The sequence below is a fragment of the Caenimonas terrae genome (assembly GCF_042655405.1).
Lineage (GTDB): Bacteria > Pseudomonadota > Gammaproteobacteria > Burkholderiales > Burkholderiaceae_C > Ramlibacter > Ramlibacter terrae_A.
In genome coordinates, this window is record NZ_JBHSMF010000009.1 from 614,969 (window position 1) to 631,087 (window position 16,119).

The 16,119-nt window shown below is 69.5% G+C and carries 14 protein-coding genes; 8 read left to right on the forward strand and 6 right to left on the reverse strand.

All coding sequences use genetic code 11. From position 1 onward, the window contains the following. Positions 1–303: 303 nt before the first annotated feature. From alaS to ACFPOE_RS16825, 3 genes are read left to right on the forward strand one after another with little or no spacing between them, the layout of a single operon-like run. Entirely contained in the window at positions 304–2,949 is a 2,646-nt protein-coding gene (gene alaS, locus ACFPOE_RS16815; protein ID WP_376851383.1) for an alanine--tRNA ligase, read from the forward strand. A gap of 5 nt (positions 2,950–2,954) precedes the next feature. Beyond that, entirely contained in the window at positions 2,955–3,482 is a 528-nt protein-coding gene (locus ACFPOE_RS16820) for a TlpA family protein disulfide reductase (RefSeq protein WP_376851384.1), read from the forward strand. Positions 3,483–3,519: 37 nt separating this feature from the next. After that, the gene (locus tag ACFPOE_RS16825) at positions 3,520–4,623 is read left to right on the forward strand and encodes a transglutaminase-like domain-containing protein (protein WP_376851386.1); all 1,104 of its coding nucleotides are present in this window, start codon (positions 3,520–3,522) and stop codon (positions 4,621–4,623) included. A gap of 140 nt (positions 4,624–4,763) precedes the next feature. Here the strand turns inward: ACFPOE_RS16825 and trmB are convergent, their stop codons facing one another. Genes trmB through ACFPOE_RS16845 form a run of 4 tightly spaced genes read right to left on the reverse strand, consistent with a single transcriptional unit; the run spans position 4,764 to position 8,426 of the window. Continuing rightward, complete coding sequence (gene trmB / locus ACFPOE_RS16830; RefSeq protein ID WP_376851388.1) at positions 4,764–5,498, reverse strand: tRNA (guanosine(46)-N7)-methyltransferase TrmB; 735 nt, start codon at positions 5,496–5,498, stop codon at positions 4,764–4,766. Then, positions 5,491–6,369, reverse strand: coding sequence for a tRNA glutamyl-Q(34) synthetase GluQRS (gene gluQRS / locus ACFPOE_RS16835; protein ID WP_376851389.1), 879 nt, complete (start codon positions 6,367–6,369; stop codon positions 5,491–5,493). Before gluQRS ends, trmB begins: the two co-directional genes overlap by 8 nt. 12 nt (positions 6,370–6,381) lie before the next feature. Further along, positions 6,382–7,446: an NAD(P)/FAD-dependent oxidoreductase gene (locus tag ACFPOE_RS16840; protein WP_376851391.1), complete on the reverse strand. Its 1,065-nt coding sequence runs from the start codon at positions 7,444–7,446 to the stop codon at positions 6,382–6,384. 38 nt (positions 7,447–7,484) lie between these two features. After that, the gene (locus ACFPOE_RS16845; RefSeq protein WP_376851393.1) at positions 7,485–8,426 is read right to left on the reverse strand and encodes a LysR substrate-binding domain-containing protein; all 942 of its coding nucleotides are present in this window, start codon (positions 8,424–8,426) and stop codon (positions 7,485–7,487) included. 120 nt (positions 8,427–8,546) lie between these two features. Here ACFPOE_RS16845 and ACFPOE_RS16850 point away from each other — a divergent pair, with 120 nt between their 5' ends. The 4 genes from ACFPOE_RS16850 to ACFPOE_RS16865 are packed head-to-tail and all read left to right on the forward strand — an operon-like array spanning position 8,547 to position 11,203. Next, entirely contained in the window at positions 8,547–9,248 is a 702-nt protein-coding gene (locus tag ACFPOE_RS16850; RefSeq protein ID WP_376851394.1) for a pirin family protein, read from the forward strand. 29 nt (positions 9,249–9,277) lie between these two features. After that, positions 9,278–9,706 carry a DoxX family protein gene (locus tag ACFPOE_RS16855; protein WP_376851396.1) on the forward strand — a complete coding sequence of 143 codons (429 nt, stop codon included), beginning with the start codon at positions 9,278–9,280 and terminating at the stop codon, positions 9,704–9,706. Positions 9,707–9,725: 19 nt separating this feature from the next. Beyond that, positions 9,726–10,283, forward strand: a complete 558-nt coding sequence (locus tag ACFPOE_RS16860) for a flavodoxin family protein (protein ID WP_376851397.1) — start codon at positions 9,726–9,728, stop codon at positions 10,281–10,283. A 23-nt stretch (positions 10,284–10,306) separates the two neighbouring features. Continuing rightward, entirely contained in the window at positions 10,307–11,203 is an 897-nt protein-coding gene (locus tag ACFPOE_RS16865; protein WP_376851399.1) for a pirin family protein, read from the forward strand. Here ACFPOE_RS16865 and ACFPOE_RS16870 read toward each other — a convergent pair. Further along, the gene (locus ACFPOE_RS16870; protein WP_376851401.1) at positions 11,178–12,113 is read right to left on the reverse strand and encodes a VTT domain-containing protein; all 936 of its coding nucleotides are present in this window, start codon (positions 12,111–12,113) and stop codon (positions 11,178–11,180) included. The two genes, ACFPOE_RS16865 and ACFPOE_RS16870, sit on opposite strands and share 26 nt — an antisense overlap. 68 nt (positions 12,114–12,181) lie before the next feature. Here ACFPOE_RS16870 and dnaE point away from each other — a divergent pair, with 68 nt between their 5' ends. After that, positions 12,182–15,646, forward strand: coding sequence for a DNA polymerase III subunit alpha (gene dnaE, locus ACFPOE_RS16875; RefSeq protein WP_376851403.1), 3,465 nt, complete (start codon positions 12,182–12,184; stop codon positions 15,644–15,646). Here dnaE and ACFPOE_RS16880 read toward each other — a convergent pair. Further along, positions 15,631–16,110 carry a VOC family protein gene (locus ACFPOE_RS16880; protein ID WP_376851404.1) on the reverse strand — a complete coding sequence of 160 codons (480 nt, stop codon included), beginning with the start codon at positions 16,108–16,110 and terminating at the stop codon, positions 15,631–15,633. The genes dnaE and ACFPOE_RS16880 overlap by 16 nt on opposite strands. Positions 16,111–16,119: the final 9 nt, after the last annotated feature.

Below are 16,119 nucleotides of genomic sequence, written 5' to 3' on the forward strand. Positions count from 1 at the left end.
CAGCTTCCCAAAATTGGGTGTGGGTGTTTCCACCCCACGCCTATAGGCCGAATTCTGGACCTGATCCCCGAACCGACGTCACCGTCACCCCGAGCGGTCGCATGGTGGTGGGTCGCTTGCGAAGCAGCAGGGTACTGGATACGTTGATTCATAGAAAACCCCGAGACCTGTTACCTGCTCCGGGGTCCCGGTGGTGGTGATTGATGACGACGGGGGAAAAGGCCCGAAACTTATAATGGGCGGTTGCGCCGCCTCCCGCAGGGAGCCGTGGCCTGGCCCTCCCGCCGCACACCCCAGGACCCGATGAGCACTCCCACTTCTTCCGTCGCCGACATCCGCAAGACTTTCCTCGACTTCTTTGCGTCCAAGGGCCACACGGTGGTGCCGTCCAGTCCGCTGGTGCCGGGCAACGACCCGACGCTGATGTTCACCAACTCGGGCATGGTGCAGTTCAAGGACGTGTTCCTGGGCACCGACAAGCGCCCGTACGTGCGCGCGGCCTCGGTGCAGGCGTGCCTGCGCGCCGGCGGCAAGCACAACGACCTGGAGAACGTGGGCTACACGGCGCGCCACCACACCTTCTTCGAGATGCTGGGCAACTGGAGCTTCGGCGACTACTTCAAGCGCGACGCGCTCAAGTGGGCGTGGGAGCTGCTGACGCAGGTCTACAAGCTGCCGGCCGACAAGCTCTGGGCCACGGTGTACATCGACGACGACGAGGCCTACGACATCTGGACCAAGGAGATCGGCGTGCCGGCCGAGCGCGTGGTCCGCATCGGCGACAACAAGGGCGCCAAGTACCAGTCCGACAATTTCTGGATGATGGCGGACACCGGGCCGTGCGGCCCGTGCTCGGAGATCTTCTACGACCACGGCCCCGGGATCGCCGGCGGCCCGCCCGGCTCGCCCGACGCCGACGGCGACCGCTACATCGAGATCTGGAACAACGTGTTCATGCAGTTCGACATGCAGGAGGACGGCAGCGTCCGGCCGCTGCCGGCGCCCTGCGTGGACACCGGCATGGGGCTGGAGCGGCTGGCGGCGATCCTGCAGCACGTGCACAGCAACTACGAGATCGACCTGTTTGCCGACCTGATCAAGGCGGCGTCCAGGGCCACCGGCGAGCAGGACCTGGGCAACAAGAGCCTGCGCGTCATCGCCGACCACATCCGCGCCACCTCCTTCCTGGTGAGCGACGGCGTGATTCCGGGCAACGAGGGCCGCGGCTACGTGCAGCGCCGGATCGTGCGGCGCGCCATCCGCCACGGCTACAAGCTGGGCAAGAAGACGCCGTTCTTCCACAAGCTGGTGGCCGACGTGGTGCGCCTGATGGGCGATGCCTATCCGCGCCTGCGCGCCGACGAGAAGCGCATCACCGACGTGCTCAAGGCCGAAGAGGAACGCTTCTTCGAGACCCTGGCCAACGGCATGGAGATCCTCGATGCCGCGCTGGCCGGCCCTTCGACAGGCTCGGGACAGGCTGCCACGGTGCTGCCCGGAGAAATCGCTTTCAAGCTGCATGACACCTACGGTTTCCCGCTCGACCTGACGCAGGACGTCTGCCGCGAGCGTGACGTCACGGTGGACGAGGCCGGCTTCAACGCGGCGATGGAAAAGCAGAAGGCCGCCGGCCGCGCGGCCGGCAAGTTCCGCATGGACCGGGCGCTGGAATACACCGGCGCCGGCCACAAGTTCACCGGCTACGAGCAGCTGCAGGAAACGGCGCGCGTGGTCGCGCTGTACAAGGACGGCACGCCTGTGCAACAACTGGCGCAGGGCGACGACGGCGTGGTGGTGCTGGACACCACGCCCTTCTATGCCGAGAGCGGCGGCCAGGTCGGCGACTGCGGCGTGCTGGAGGCCGAGGGCGTGGAGTTCGGCGTCGGCGACACCCAGAAGATCAAGGCCGACGTGTTCGGCCACCACGGCAACCAGGCCCAGGGCACGCTCAAGGTGGGCGACACCGTCACGGCGAAGGTGGACGTGGAGCGCCGCCGGGCCACGATGCGCAACCACAGCGTCACCCACCTGATGCACAAGGCCCTGCGCGAGGTGCTGGGCACGCACGTGCAGCAGAAGGGATCGCTGGTCGACCCCGACAAGACGCGCTTCGACTTCACCCACAACCAGCCGGTGAGCGACGAGGAGATTCACGAGATCGAGCGCCGCGTCAACGAGGAGATATTGGCCAACGCGGCCACCCAGGCCCGCGTGATGGACATCGACTCGGCGCAGAAGACGGGCGCTGTGATGCTGTTCGGCGAGAAGTACGGCGAGGAAGTGCGCGTGCTGGACATCGGCAGCAGCCGCGAGCTGTGCGGCGGCACCCACGTCGGGCGCACCGGCGACATCGGGTTGTTCAAGATCGTCAGCGAAGGCGGCGTCGCCGCCGGCATCCGCCGGATCGAAGCCGTCACCGGCGCCAACGCACTGCACTATCTGCAGGACCTGGAATCGACGGTCAAGAGCGTGGCCGCCACCCTCAAGACCCCTGCGGGCGAGCTGCAGGGCCGGATCGGCCAGGTGCTGGAGCAGGTTCGCTCGCTGGAGAAGGAGGTGGCGCAGCTCAAGGGCAAGCTGGCCTCCTCGCAGGGCGACGAGCTGATGGCCCAGGCGGTCGAGGTCAAGGGCATCAAGGTGCTGGCCGCGCGGCTGGAAGGGGCCGATGCCAAGACCCTGCGCGACACCATGGACAAGCTCAAGGACAAGCTCAAGACCGCCGCCATCGTGCTGGCGGCGGTGGACGGCAACAAGGTGCAGATCGCCGCGGGCGTCACGGCCGACGCGATGGGCAAGGTCAAGGCCGGTGAGCTGGTGAACTTCGTGGCCCAGCAGGTCGGCGGCAAGGGCGGCGGCAAGCCCGACCTGGCGATGGCAGGCGGCACCGAGCCGGCCAAGCTGGCCGCGGCGCTGCAATCGGTGCAGGCCTGGGTGGCCGAGCGGGCCTGAACGCCATGCATCCCGGGCTGACGCGGCGTTCCTGCCTGTCGACTGCACTGGGCCTGGCCGGCGGCTGCCTGCTGCCGGCGGCGGCCGGCGCCGGCGAGGTGCAGCCCTGGCCGCGCGCCGAGCGGCTGCCGGCGCTGGACGCGCTTGACCTGCAGGGCCAGCGCTGGAATTTCGACAAGCTCGGCGGCCGCGCGGTGCTGCTCAATTTCTGGGCCAGCTGGTGCGAGCCCTGCCGCCAGGAGATGCCGACGCTGCAGCAGCTGGTCGACGTCTACGGCGAGGACAAGCTGGCCGTGCTGGCGCTGAACTTCAAGGAGTCGCCGGCGATCGCGACGCGCTTCGCGCGCAACGCCGCCATGACGGTGCCGGTGCTGCTGGACCCGGGCGGCCAGATCGCCGCGCGCTTCGCGGTAAAAATCTTCCCGACCACGGTCGGCATCGGCCGCGACGGCCGGCCGCGCTGGCGCGTGCGCGGCGAGATGGACTGGTCGGCGGCGCAGGCGCTGGGCCTGGTCGATGCGCTGCTGGCCTGAGCGCGGCACAATTTCAACAAACACCCGGAGGCTTCCCATGCAATCCTTTTCCAGGCGCCACTTCCTCCAATCCTCCGCCGCCATGGCGGCGGCAGCGGGCGTGCCGTTCGCGGCCCGCGCCCAGGAGCGCAGCTTCAACCCGCAGCCCGGACCGTGGCGCACCTTCGAGGTCACCACCCGGGTCGAGGTGCTGGTGCCCAGCGGCGCCAGCAAGGTCTGGCTGCCGGTGCCCTCGATCGACAGCGAGTGGCAGCAGTCGCTGGACAGCAGCTTCGCCAGCAACGGCCAGGCCCGGCTGACCGGCGACGGCGCCGAGGGCGCGCGCATGCTGTATGCCGAATTCCCGGCGTCAGAGGCCCAGCCCTGGGTGGAGCTGACCAGCACGGTGCGCACGCGCAACCGCAGCGCCTCCCAGCGCGACCCCAGCGACGTGCTGACGGCGCCGGACCGCAAGTACTGGACCCGTTCCACCCACATGCTGCCCACCGACGGCATCGTCCACACCAAGGCGCTGGAGGCCACCCGCGGCGCCCGCACCGACGAAGAGAAGGTCAGGGGCGTGTACGACTGGGTGGTGGCCAACACCTACCGCGAACCCAAGGTGCGCGGCTGCGGCGAGGGCGACATCAAGACCATGCTGGAGACCGGCAACCTGGGCGGCAAGTGCGCCGACATCAACGCGATCTTCGTCGGCATGCTGCGCTCGGTCGGCGTGCCGGCGCGCGACGTCTACGGCCTGCGGGTGGCGCCGTCGGCCTTCGGCTACAAGGAACTGAGCGGCAACCCGGCCAGCCTGAAGGGCGCGCAGCATTGCCGCTCGGAAGTGTTCCTGCCGGGCGGCCGCGGCTGGGTGGCGATGGACCCGGCCGACGTGGCCAAGGTGATGCGGCTGGAAACGCCCGAGTGGATCAAGACCACCAAGGATCCGGTGGTGGCGCCGGTCAACCGCGCCCTGTTCGGCGGCTGGGAAGGCAACTGGGTGGGCTGGAACAACGCCCACGACGTGCAGCTCCCCAACAGCAAGGGCGAGCGGCTGAACTTCTTCATGTACCCGATCGCCGAGGACGCGCAGGGCCGCCGCGATCCCTATTCGCCGGACGACTTCAAGTACACGATCACGGCGCGCGAGCTCAAGGCCTGACGCGCGTGATCCCGGGCTCGACCCGGGAGCCAGACGCCGCGCATGCCGACAAAGGACCGTCGACGGGAAGAGCAAGCCTCTTCCCGATCGACGGTCTTTGCGTTCATGCCCATGGACACCGGAGCAGCCCGGCATGGCAGCTAAGGGTGCGGCGGGAGCTTGTGGAACACCACGTCCCAGACACCGTGGCCCAGCTTGATGCCGCGGTTCTCGAACTTGGTCAGCGGCCGGTAGTGCGGCTTGGGCGCGAAGCCCGGGGCGCTGTTGGCCAGTTGCGGCTCGGCCGACAGCACCTGCAGGATCTGCTGCGCATACGGCTCCCAGTCGGTCGCGCAATGCAGGTAGCCGCCCGGCGCCAGCCGCGAGGCCAGCTGCGCCACCAGCGGCGGCTGCACCAGCCGGCGCTTGGTGTGGCGCAGCTTGTGCCAGGGGTCCGGAAAGAAGATGTGCACGCCCGCCAGGCTGGCCGGCGGGATCATCGTCGCCAGCACCTCCACCGCGTCGTGCTGCAGGATGCGGATGTTCTCCAGCCCCTGCTCGCCGATGCGCTTGAGCAGGGCGCCGACGCCCGGCTCGTGCACCTCGCAGCACAGGAAGTTGGTGCCGGGCATCAGCGCCGCGATGTGCGCCGTCGCCTCGCCCATGCCGAAGCCGATCTCCAGCACCGTGGGGGCGGTGCGGCCGAAGGCGGCCGCGAAGTCCAGCGGCTGGGCGGTGTAGGGCAGCACGAAGCGCGGCGCCAGCCGCTCGAAGGCGCGGGCCTGGCCGGTGGTGGTGCGGCCGGCGCGGCGCACGAAGGTGCGGATAGCGCGCGGATGGGCGACGCCGGGCGGCACCTGGTGTCCGCCGTCGCGGCTGGAATCGGGTTCAGTCACCGGCCCGATTGTAGGAGTGGTGCCAGGCCGGCACCCACGCCGCCAGCGCGTGCGCGGCGGGTGCCTGCTGCGCCGGCAGGCCCAGCGTCATCGCCGCTGCATTGAGGGCAGCCAGCGGATCGGCCGTGTCCAGCGGCGCGGCGCCGTTCTGCTTGGACAGCTTCTCGCCGTTCGGCCCCAGCACCAGCGGCGTGTGCAGGTAGGTCGGCGTGGGCAATGCGAGCGCGCGCTGCAGCAGGATCTGGCGCGCCGTGTTGTCCGCCAGGTCCTCGCCGCGGACCACGTCGGTGATGCCTTGCGCGCCGTCGTCCACCACCACCGCGAGCTGGTAGGCCCACAGTCCGTCGGCGCGCTTGAGCACGAAGTCGCCAACTGCCGCCTCCACATCCTGCTGCTGCGGGCCCAGCCGACGGTCGTGCCAGCGCACCGCTTGCGAGGTCGTTCGAAGGCGCCAGGCGCGGGGAAGGCGGCCGTGCAGGCCGTCGCGGCAGGTGCCGGGATAACGCAGTTCGCCGTGGCGTTCGCGCGGCTGGCCTTGCGCCGCCAGCGCGTCCTCGATGTCCTTGCGCGAGCAGGCACAGGGATAGGCCAGGCCTTGCGCGACCAGCCGGTCGAGTGCCTGCTGGTAGTGCGCGCCGCGCTGCGATTGCCACCGCGGCGCCTCGTCGGGCGCGAGGCCGAGGGCGGCGAGCTGCTGCAGGATGGCCTGGTCGGCGCCGGGCACGCAGCGCGGCGTGTCCACGTCCTCGATGCGCACCAGCCAGCGGCCGCCGTGCGCCCGTGCATCCAGCCAGCTGGCCAGCGCCGCGACCAGCGAGCCGGCATGCAGCGGCCCGGTCGGCGATGGGGCGAAGCGGCCGAGGTACCCCACAGCCTCGCTTTCCTAGTCGCGGACGACGGCCAACGCCAGTTCCAGGCCGGACACGAAGGCGTCCTCGGCCCGGTGGCCCAGGCACCAGTCGCCGCAGGCGCCCAGCCGGCGGCCGCCGTCCCACAGCATCGACCGGCCCAGCGGCTTGAGCGTCTTGGCATTGCGCCAGCGGTGCACCTGCGCATAGGACGGCTCGGCCCGGATGCCCGTCACCTCGGCGAAGGCCTTGCTCAATTTGGCGATGACAGTCAGCTCGTCGTCGTCCAGGTGTTCCTGCGACCAGGCCGGGCTGGCCTGCACCGTCCAGCGCTCCACCGTGCTGCGGCCCGGCTTGGACGACTCGCGCGCCAGCCAGGCGATCCGGTGGTGGGTGGACAGGGCGGCGTTCCACTGCGGGCCGAGGGTCACCAGCGTCGGATGCACCGCGTTCGGAAAGGCGAGCATCAGGCTCCAGCAGGGTGCCACCTCCACGCCGTCCATCGCCTTGCTCAGCCCCGACTGCGACGACGCGCGCAGCAGCGCCGCGGCCGGGGCCGCCGGCAGGGCCAGCAGCACGGTGTCGAAGCCGGAATAGACGTGGCCCGATTCGTCCGGGCCGCTGGTCTGCAGCTGCCAGCGCCGCGCATCCAGCGCGTCGCGCTCGATGCGGGTGACGTGGGTGTGCAGTTCGATGGCGCCAGCGTCGACCAGCGGCCGGGCCCACTGGCGCGGCACGGCATCCATCGTCGGTGTGCCGACGAAGTGCTTTTCGCGCGAGGGCAGGGCCGCTTCCGCGACCCGGCCGTGCGGGTCCAGCACGCGCACGGCATTGGCGCTCCACGGCTTGGCGGCGCCGGGCGCGGTGGCCAGCGCCTGCGCGAAGCGTTCGTCGCGCACGGTGAAGTACTGGGAGCCATGGTCGAAGGTGCCGAAGGGCGTCTCGCAGCTCGCCATCCGGCCGCCGACATGGCCTTCCTGCTCGAAGACCGTCACCTGGCGGCCGGCTTGCGCCAGGGTGCGCGCGCAAGCGAGCCCGGCGAGGCCGGCGCCGATGACGGCGATGCTGTTGGGGGCGGAGGCGGTGGAGCGAGGGGGCATCGGTGGGTTCCAGGTTTGTGACTGACTCTACCGCACGCTCACCACATTGCGTCGTGCGCGTTGAGCAGCGCTTCCCGAGTGGTGCGGCTTTCCAGCTGGCCCAGCCACCATTGCAGGGCGCGCCCCGGCCCCAGCCTGGGACTGCGCCAGGCGTAGTGCATGCGTGCCGTGCGCGACGCGCGCTCCACCTGCTTGAGCACCAGGCGGCCGCTCTCCACGTGGGCCCGCGCCATCGGCTCCGGCACGAACCCGCCCCCCAGGCCGCGCAGCTGGGCCTCCACCTTTGCATGCATGGTGGGCACGGTCAACACGTCCTGCCCGGCCAGCAGGCCGATGGTCAGGCCGGTGCCGCGCTGCGCGGAGTCCGCTGCCGCCACGGCGCGGTGCTGGTTCAGCATCTCGTCGGTCAGCGGCTCGCTGGCGCCCGCCAGTGCATGGCCCGGCGCCACTGCGTAGACGAAGGCCAGCTCCCCCATCGGCCGCGACTGCAGGCCGGCCAGCGTGCCCGGTTCGATCGGGATGCCCAGCGCCAGGTCGGCCTGGCCGGTGGTGAGCGCCTCCAGCGTGCCGGAGAGCGTCTCGTTGCGCAGCCGCAGGCGGGTCGGCGGCTGCAGTTCGTAGAAGGCCTGCACCAGGTCCATCACGGTGGGCAGCGAGACCACGCTGTCGACGGCGATGGTGAACTGCGGCTCCCAGCCGGTGGCCACCCGCCGCACCCGGTTGGAGACGGCGTCGATCTCCTCCAGCAGGCGGCCGCCCTCGCGCAGCAGCTCGGCCCCGGCCTCGGTGAGGACCGCCTGGCGCGAGGCGCGGTCGAACAGCAGAACGTCCAGCGCGTCCTCGATCTGCCGGATCCGGTAGGTGACCGCGCTGGGCACCAGCCCGAGCTGGCGGGCGGCGGCGGCGAAGCTGCCCGCGGCGGCGACGGACTGCAGCAGCGAGAGCGCGTTCGGGGTCAGGACATCGCGGGGTGTTTGCACGGTAGGGCGGCCATCATTCAGTGAATTCGAATGGTGACATCAAACCGCAACTGCGGCAAATCCGCGCAGCGCACCTACATTGAATCCATCGCTGCATCCCGCAGCCCTTGTGGGGACCCCATGCTGACCTTGCGCAAATCGAAGGACCGGGGCTACGCCGACCATGGCTGGCTCAAGTCGTTCCACAGCTTTTCCTTCGCCGGCTACCACGACCCGTTGCACATGGGCTTCGGCAACCTGCGCGTGATCAACGAGGACCGGATCGCCCCCGGCACCGGCTTCGGCACCCATGGCCACCGCGACATGGAGATCATCAGCTACGTGCTGGAGGGCCAGCTTGCGCACAAGGACACGCTGGGCAACGTCAAGGGCATCCCGCCGGGCGACGTGCAGCGCATGAGCGCCGGCAAGGGCGTGCAGCACAGCGAGTTCAACCACGCCGACGACCAGACCACGCACTTCCTGCAGATCTGGATCGAGCCCAATGTGACCGGCATCCCGGCCAGCTACGAGCAGAAGACCTTTGCCGAAGCCGACAAGCGCGGCAAGCTGCGGCTGGTCGCGTCACCCGACGGCAGCCAGGGGTCGGTCATGATCCATGCCGATGCCCGGATGTTCGCCGGCCTGTTCGACGGCGCCGAGGCGGCGTCGCTGCCGCTGGACCCGGCACGCAAGACCTACGTGCACCTGGTGCGCGGCGAGCTCGATGTCAACGGCAGCAGGCTGGCGGCCGGCGACGCGGCCCGCATCGAGCACGAAGCGGCACTGACGCTGTCCAGGGGCAGCAACGCCGAAGTGCTGGTGTTCGACCTGGCCCCCTGATCCCTTTCCCAACCACCAACGGAGCTTCCATGAACAACAACACCCTGCCCACCACCCCCGCCCAGGACGCGATGACATTGATCGGACGCGTCCTGATCGCGCTGCTGTTCGTGCCCGCCGGCTGGGGCAAGGTCGCCGGCTTCGCCGGCACCGTCGGCTACATCGCCTCCAAGGGCGTGCCGCTGCCGGAAGTCTGCGCCGCCATCGCCATCGCCATCGAACTGGGCCTGGGCCTGCTGCTGCTGGTCGGCTGGCAGGCGCGCTGGGCCGCCCTGGGGCTGGCCGTGTTCACCTTCGTGATCAGCTTCATCTTCCACAATTACTGGGCCGTGCCGGCCGACCAGCTGGGTGCGCAGCGCCTGAACTTCTACAAGAACATGGCGATTGCAGGCGGCCTGCTGGCCTTCGCAGCCTTCGGGGCCGGCGGCTGGAGCCTGGACGGCCGGCGCCGCACCTGAGCGAGCCGGGAACGCCGCGGTGACCAGGGTCGCCATCGTCTACCACTCGGGCTACGGCCACACGCAGCGCATGGCGCAGGCGGTGGCCGAGGGCTCGGGCGGCCAGCTGCTGGCGATCGATGCCGACGGCAACCTGCCGGCCGGCGGCTGGGAGCTGCTGCAGGCCGCCGACGCCATCGTGTTCGGCGCGCCGACGTACATGGGCGGGGTCAGCTGGCAGTTCAAGAAATTCGCCGATGCGTCGTCCCGACCCTGGTACGCGCAGGCCTGGAAGGACAAGCTGTTCGCCGGCTTCACCAACAGTGCGGCCATGAACGGCGACAAGTTCTCCAGCCTGAGCTACATGATGACGCTGGCGATGCAGCACGGCGGCCTGTGGGTCGGGCTGGGCGTGCTCCCCAGCAACAGCAAGGCGGCGACGCGCAACGACCCCAACTTCCTGGGCTCGTACAGCGGCGCCATCGCGCAGTCGCCCTCCGATGCGTCGGTGGCGGACATGCTGCCCGGCGACCTGGAGACCGCGCGCAATTTCGGCCGGCGCGTGGCCGAAGTTGCGGCCCGGCTGCTGCCCTGCTAGTCTGGCCCCACGCAGGAGGCAAGATGGGGATCGAGACCGAACTGACCGGCCACACCAAGGACCTTGGCGGCGGCTTCGTCGTGCGCCGGCTGCTGCCGGGCGCGCGCCAGCGCAGCGTCGGGCCGTTTGTCTTCTTCGACCATTTCGGCCCGGTGGCCGAAGTGCCGGGCGTCAACCACGACGTGCGTCCCCATCCCCACATCGGGCTGGCCACCGTCACCTACCTGTACGACGGCGCGATGATGCACCGCGACAGCCTGGGCAGCGAGCAGCGCATCGAGCCCGGCGCGATCAACTGGATGAGCGCCGGCCGCGGCATCGTCCATTCGGAGCGGCGCCCGGCCGACCTGCGCGACAAGCACTACGTCAACCACGGCCTGCAGCTGTGGGTGGCGCTGCCGCGCGCGCAGGAAGACGGCGATCCCAGCTTCAGCCACACGCCGGCCAGCGCCATTCCCGAGATCAGCCTGGGCGACGCCGAGATCCGCGTGCTGGTGGGCGAAGCCTTCGGCGAGCGCTCGCCGGTGGCGACGCTGTCGCGCACGCTTTACCTGGACCTGATGCTGCCGGCCGGCGGCACGCTGGAGCTGCCCGCGCTGGTGCCGGAGATGGCGCTCTATCCGGTGCTGGGCGACCTCAGCGTGGACGGCCGCGCGATCGGCGAAGGGTCGATGGCCGTGCTCGCTCCCGGCATGTCGGTGCGCCTGGCCGCCGCGCAAGCCTGCCGCGTCGCCGTCATCGGCGGCGACGCGCTCGATGGCCCGCGCCACATGTGGTGGAACTTCGTCTCCAGCAGCCCGGAGAAGATCATCCAGGCGTCGCAGGACTGGGAGGCGCAACGGATGGGGCAGGTACCCGGCGACGACGAGCGCATTCCGCTGCCGGCCACGCGCTTCACGCCGGCGCAGCCGCTGTCCTGAGCTGCTGCATCCAGGCGTCGTAGCCGCCGGCAAGCGGGCGCGCGCCGGAGTAGCCGGCGCGAACCAGCTCCACTGCGGCACGGATCGCCGTCGCGTCGCGCGGACAGGCGCAGAAGGTGACGATCGGCTGGTCGCGCGGCCAGTGGCGCACCGCATCCTGCAAATGCTCCAGGTCCGCCGGCGTGGCACCCGCCACCGGGCCGGTCTCCGCCGCCATGGCGGCGCCGCGCAAGTCCAGCAGCAGCGGCGGCCGGGGCGAGCGCATCGCCTGCAGCAATTCGGCCGCGCCGATGTGGGGAATGGACGCGGCCCGTTCGAAGCGATGCTTCTGCCACAGCTTTGCCGCCACCCACAACAGCAGTGCCAGTGCCAGCAGGGCCAGGACCAGCGCCTCGTTGCCCCCCATCAGCACCAGGGCGGCCTGCAACTGGTCGCGCAGCAGCCAGCCGGCCAGCAGCGCGGCGCCGGCCCAGAGGGCAGCCCCGATGGCGGCTGCGGCCAGGAAGCTGGCCAGCGGCATGCGCAGCGAGCCGGCGATCGGCGGCGCCACCGTCGAAAACCCAGGCACGAACTTGGCCACGACCAGCGACCACACGCCCCAGCGCAGGAAGCGCGCCTCGGTCTGCGTGACGCACGAGCCCGGGTTGATCGACAGCCGGCACAGCGCCGACAGCACGCGGTAGCCGAAGGCGCGGCCAGCCAGGTACCAGAGCCAGTCGGCGGCCACCGAGGCCAGCACGGCCGCCGACAGCAGCAGCGCTGCCCCCGGCGACCAGCCGGCCAGGCTGCCCGCCACCAGCAGCGTCGGCACCGCCGGAATCGGCAAGCCGAGCTGCTGCAGCAGCACGTTGAAGAAAACCACCCAGACCGCGTCGCGCGTCAGGGCATGGGTGATGGAGGCGATGTCCATGGCAGCAGCACTATAGGCCCCGGGTTCCTGGAAAGTGTCAAGCGCCGCCGGTTTCCTACAATGCACCCATGTTTGTCCACCTGCGCCTGCACACCGAATTTTCCGTCGTCGACGGCACCAACCGCATCGATGAAACCGTCAAGGCCGCGGCCGCCGACGGCCAGCCGGCGCTGGCGATCACCGACCTGAACAACCTGTTCGGCGGCATCAAGTTCTACAAGGAAGCGCGCTCGGCCGGCATCAAGCCGCTGCTGGGCGCCGAGGTGATGGTGCAGGGCCTGGGCAAGGACGGCACGCAGCTCTCGCGCATGGTGCTGCTGGTGCAGCACCGCCAGGGTTACCTCAACCTGTGCGAGCTGCTGTCGCGGGCCTGGACCCGCAACGCGGTGAAGGCGCAGGCGGTGTGCCGCGCCGAGTGGCTGCGCGAACTGGGCGAAGGTCTGATCGCGCTCTCCGGCGCGCAGGCCGGCCCGGTGGGGCAGGCGCTGGTGCAGGGCGACGAGCAGCGCGCCGGCGACGTCGCGCTGGAGCTGGCCTCGATCTTTCCGCACCGCTTCTACGTCGAGCTGCAGCGCGCCGGCCGGCCCGACGACGAGGCGCACGTGGCGGCGGCGGTGCAGCTGGCCGCGCGCATGGGCTTGCCGGTGGTCGCGACCCACCCGGTGCAGTTCACCAAGCAAGACGATTACGAGGCGCACGAGGCCCGCGTGTGCATCGCCGAGGGCGAAATCCTGGGCAACCAGCGCCGGGTGCGGCGCTTCACCCGCGAGCAGTACTTCAAGACCGCGGCCCAGATGGAACAGCTGTTCGCCGACGTGCCGACGGCGATCGCCAACACGCTGGAGATCGCGCGCCGCTGCAACCTGGTGCTGGAACTGGGCAAGCCGCGGCTGCCGGCCTTTCCGACGCCGGACGGCCTGCCGATCGAGGAGTATTTCCGCCTGGCCTCGCACGAGGGCCTGAAGGACCGGATGCTGCACCTGTATCCCGATCCGGCCAGGCGCGAGCAGGAAATGCCGCGCTATGTCGAGCGGCTGGAATTCGAGATCAACACCATCCTGAAGATGGGGTTCCCCGGCTACTTCCTGATCGTGGGCGACTTCATCAACTGGGCCAAGAACAACGGCTGTCCGGTGGGACCGGGCCGGGGCTCGGGCGCCGGCTCGCTGGTGGCGTATTCGCTCAAGATCACCGACCTGGATCCGCTGCAGTACAACCTGCTGTTCGAGCGCTTCCTGAACCCGGAGCGGGTGTCGATGCCCGACTTCGACATCGACTTCTGCCAGACCAACCGCAACCTGGTGATCGACTACGTCAAGGACAAGTACGGCAAGGAAGCCGTGAGCCAGATCGCCACCTTCGGCACGATGGCGGCGCGCGCGGCCATCCGCGACGTCGGCCGGGTGCTGGACATGAGCTACACCTTCTGCGACGGCATCAGCAAGCTGATCCCCAACAAGCCCGGCGTGCACATCACCATCGCCGACGCCATCAAGCAGGAGCCGATCCTGGCCGAGCGGCTGGAGCGGGAAGAGGACGTCAAGACGCTGCTGGCGCTGGCGCAGAAGCTCGAAGGCATGACCCGCAACGTCGGCATGCATGCCGGCGGCGTGCTGATCGCGCCGGGCAAGCTCACCGACTTCACGCCGCTGTACCAGCAGCCGGGCAGCGAATCCGCGGTGAGCCAGTACGACAAGGACGACGTGGAGGCGGCCGGCCTGGTGAAGTTCGACTTCCTGGGCCTGGCCACGCTGACCATCCTGGAGATCGCCCGCGAGCTGATCGCCGGCCGCCACCAGGGCCAGGAGGGCTTCCGCTTCGAGGACATCGCGCTGGACGACGCGGCCACCTACAAGCTGTTCTCCGACGGCAAGACCGAGGCGGTGTTCCAGTTCGAAAGCCGCGGCATGCAGGGCATGCTGCGCGACGCCCGGCCGACGCGGCTGGAGGACCTGATCGCGCTCAACGCGCTGTACCGTCCCGGCCCGATGGACCTGATCCCCAGCTTCGTCGCCCGCAAGCACGGGCGCGAGGAGGTGGAGTATCCGCACCCGCTGGTCAAGGACATGCTCTCCGAGACCTACGGGATCATGGTCTACCAGGAGCAGGTGATGCAGACCGCGCAGATCCTGGGCGGCTACTCGCTCGGCGGCGCCGACCTGCTGCGCCGGGCGATGGGCAAGAAGAAGGCCGAGGAGATGGCCGAGCACCGGCAGATCTTCCGCGCCGGCGCGGCCAAGAACAACATCAACGAGGTCAAGGCCGACGAGATCTTCGACCTGATGGAGAAGTTCGCCGGCTACGGCTTCAACAAGTCGCACGCCGCCGCCTATTCGCTGCTGGCATACCACACGGGCTGGCTGAAGGTGCATTACACGGCGGAGTTCTTCTGCGCCAACATGACCGTGGAAATGGACGACACCGACAAGCTCAAGGTGTTGTTCCAGGACGCGCAGAAGAACTTCGGCCTCAGCTTCGAGCCGCCGGACGTCAACCGCGGCAACTACCGCTTCGAGCCGATCTCCGACAAGGTGATCCGCTACGGCCTGGGCGCGGTCAAGGGCACCGGCCAGCAGGCGATCGAGGCGATCGTCAAGGCGCGGCAGGAAGGCGGCGCCTTCACCAGCCTGTACGACTTCTGCGTGCGGGTGGACCGCACGCGGATCAACAAGCGCACGGTGGAGGCGCTGATCAAGGCCGGCGCCTTCGATTCGCTGCAGCTCAATCGCGCTTCGCTGGTTGCGTCGATCGACCGCGCCTTCGATTTCGCCAATGCCACCGAGGCCAACGCCAACCAGGGCGGGCTGTTCGACATGGGCGATTCGCACGCCGCCAGCACCCAGGAGCCGGAGCTGGTGCAGGCGACGCCCTGGGGCGTGAAGGAACGGCTGACCTACGAGAAGACGGCGGTCGGCTTCTACCTGTCGGGCCACCTGTTCGACGAGGTGGCGCTGGAAGTGCGCCGCTTCGCCCGCCGCCAGATCGACGACCTGATCGACAGCCGCGAGCCGCAGCTGCTGGCCGGCATCGTCAGCGATTTCCGCGTCATCAACGGGCAGCGCGGCAAGCTGGCGCTGTTCAAGCTGGACGACAAGTCGGGCAGCATCGACGCCCGCGCCGACGAGGCGCTGGTCAACGCCAACCGCAACCTGCTCAAGGAAGATGAACTGGTGATCGTGATGGGCAAGATCCAGCCGGACCGCTTCTCCGGCGGGCTGCAGCTGACCATCAACCAGGTCTGGGACCTGGCCACCGCACGCTGCCGCTTCGGCAAGTTCCTGCGGGTGCAGGTGAACGGCCATGCGCCCGACATCCAGCGGCTGGTGAAGGACTTCCCGCCGCGGCGCGAGTATTCCGAGCAGGGCGAACTGGTGCGCGGCCTGAACGTGCGGCTGGCGCTGCAGCGGGCCGACGCGGTGGCCGAGGTCCAGCTGGGCGAGGAGGCCAAGTTCTTCCCCAGCGACGCCGCCCTGGCGAGCTGGACGGCCCAGGCCGACCAGGGCCAGGCCCAGGTGGTCTACGACGCGTCGTAGGCCTTCTGCAGGGTCGGCAGGTCGAGCTTGATCATCTTCATCATCGCCTCCATGACGCGGTTGGCCCGGGCCTGGTCCTTGTCCGTCAGCATCTCCTGCAGGCCCACCGGCGTCACCTGCCAGGAGACGCCGAACTTGTCGGTGAGCCAGCCGCATGCCATGGGCTTGCCGCCGTCGGCCAGCAGCTTGTCCCAGTAGGTGTCCACTTCCTGCTGCGTTTCGCAGGGGATCATGAACGACACCGCCGGCGTGAACTTGTATTCCGGTCCCCCGTTCAGCGCCGTGAAGCGCTGGCCGTCGATCTCGAAGTCGGCGGTCAGCACCGAGCCCTTCTTGCCGGGCGGGCCGACGTCGCCCCAGCGCAGGACCCTGCCGGCCTTGGCCTTGGGAAAGACCGACAGATAAAAGGCCACGGCCTGCTCGGCCTGGCCGTCGAACCAGAGGAAGGTGTCGAGTTTCTGCATGAGCGCTCC

Bases quoted from the DNA above. Each gene is read 5' to 3' on its own strand.
- alaS (WP_376851383.1), top strand. From the start codon at position 304: ATGAGCACTCCCACTTCTTCCGTCGCCGACATCCGCAAGACTTTCCTC.
- ACFPOE_RS16820 (WP_376851384.1), top strand. From the start codon at position 2,955: ATGCATCCCGGGCTGACGCGGCGTTCCTGCCTGTCGACTGCACTGGGC.
- ACFPOE_RS16825 (WP_376851386.1), top strand. From the start codon at position 3,520: ATGCAATCCTTTTCCAGGCGCCACTTCCTCCAATCCTCCGCCGCCATG.
- ACFPOE_RS16840 (WP_376851391.1), bottom strand. From the start codon at position 7,446: ATGCCCCCTCGCTCCACCGCCTCCGCCCCCAACAGCATCGCCGTCATC.
- ACFPOE_RS16850 (WP_376851394.1), top strand. From the start codon at position 8,547: ATGCTGACCTTGCGCAAATCGAAGGACCGGGGCTACGCCGACCATGGC.
- ACFPOE_RS16855 (WP_376851396.1), top strand. From the start codon at position 9,278: ATGAACAACAACACCCTGCCCACCACCCCCGCCCAGGACGCGATGACA.
- ACFPOE_RS16865 (WP_376851399.1), top strand. From the start codon at position 10,307: ATGGGGATCGAGACCGAACTGACCGGCCACACCAAGGACCTTGGCGGC.
- ACFPOE_RS16870 (WP_376851401.1), bottom strand. From the start codon at position 12,113: ATGGACATCGCCTCCATCACCCATGCCCTGACGCGCGACGCGGTCTGG.
- dnaE (WP_376851403.1), top strand. From the start codon at position 12,182: ATGTTTGTCCACCTGCGCCTGCACACCGAATTTTCCGTCGTCGACGGC.
- ACFPOE_RS16880 (WP_376851404.1), bottom strand. From the start codon at position 16,110: ATGCAGAAACTCGACACCTTCCTCTGGTTCGACGGCCAGGCCGAGCAG.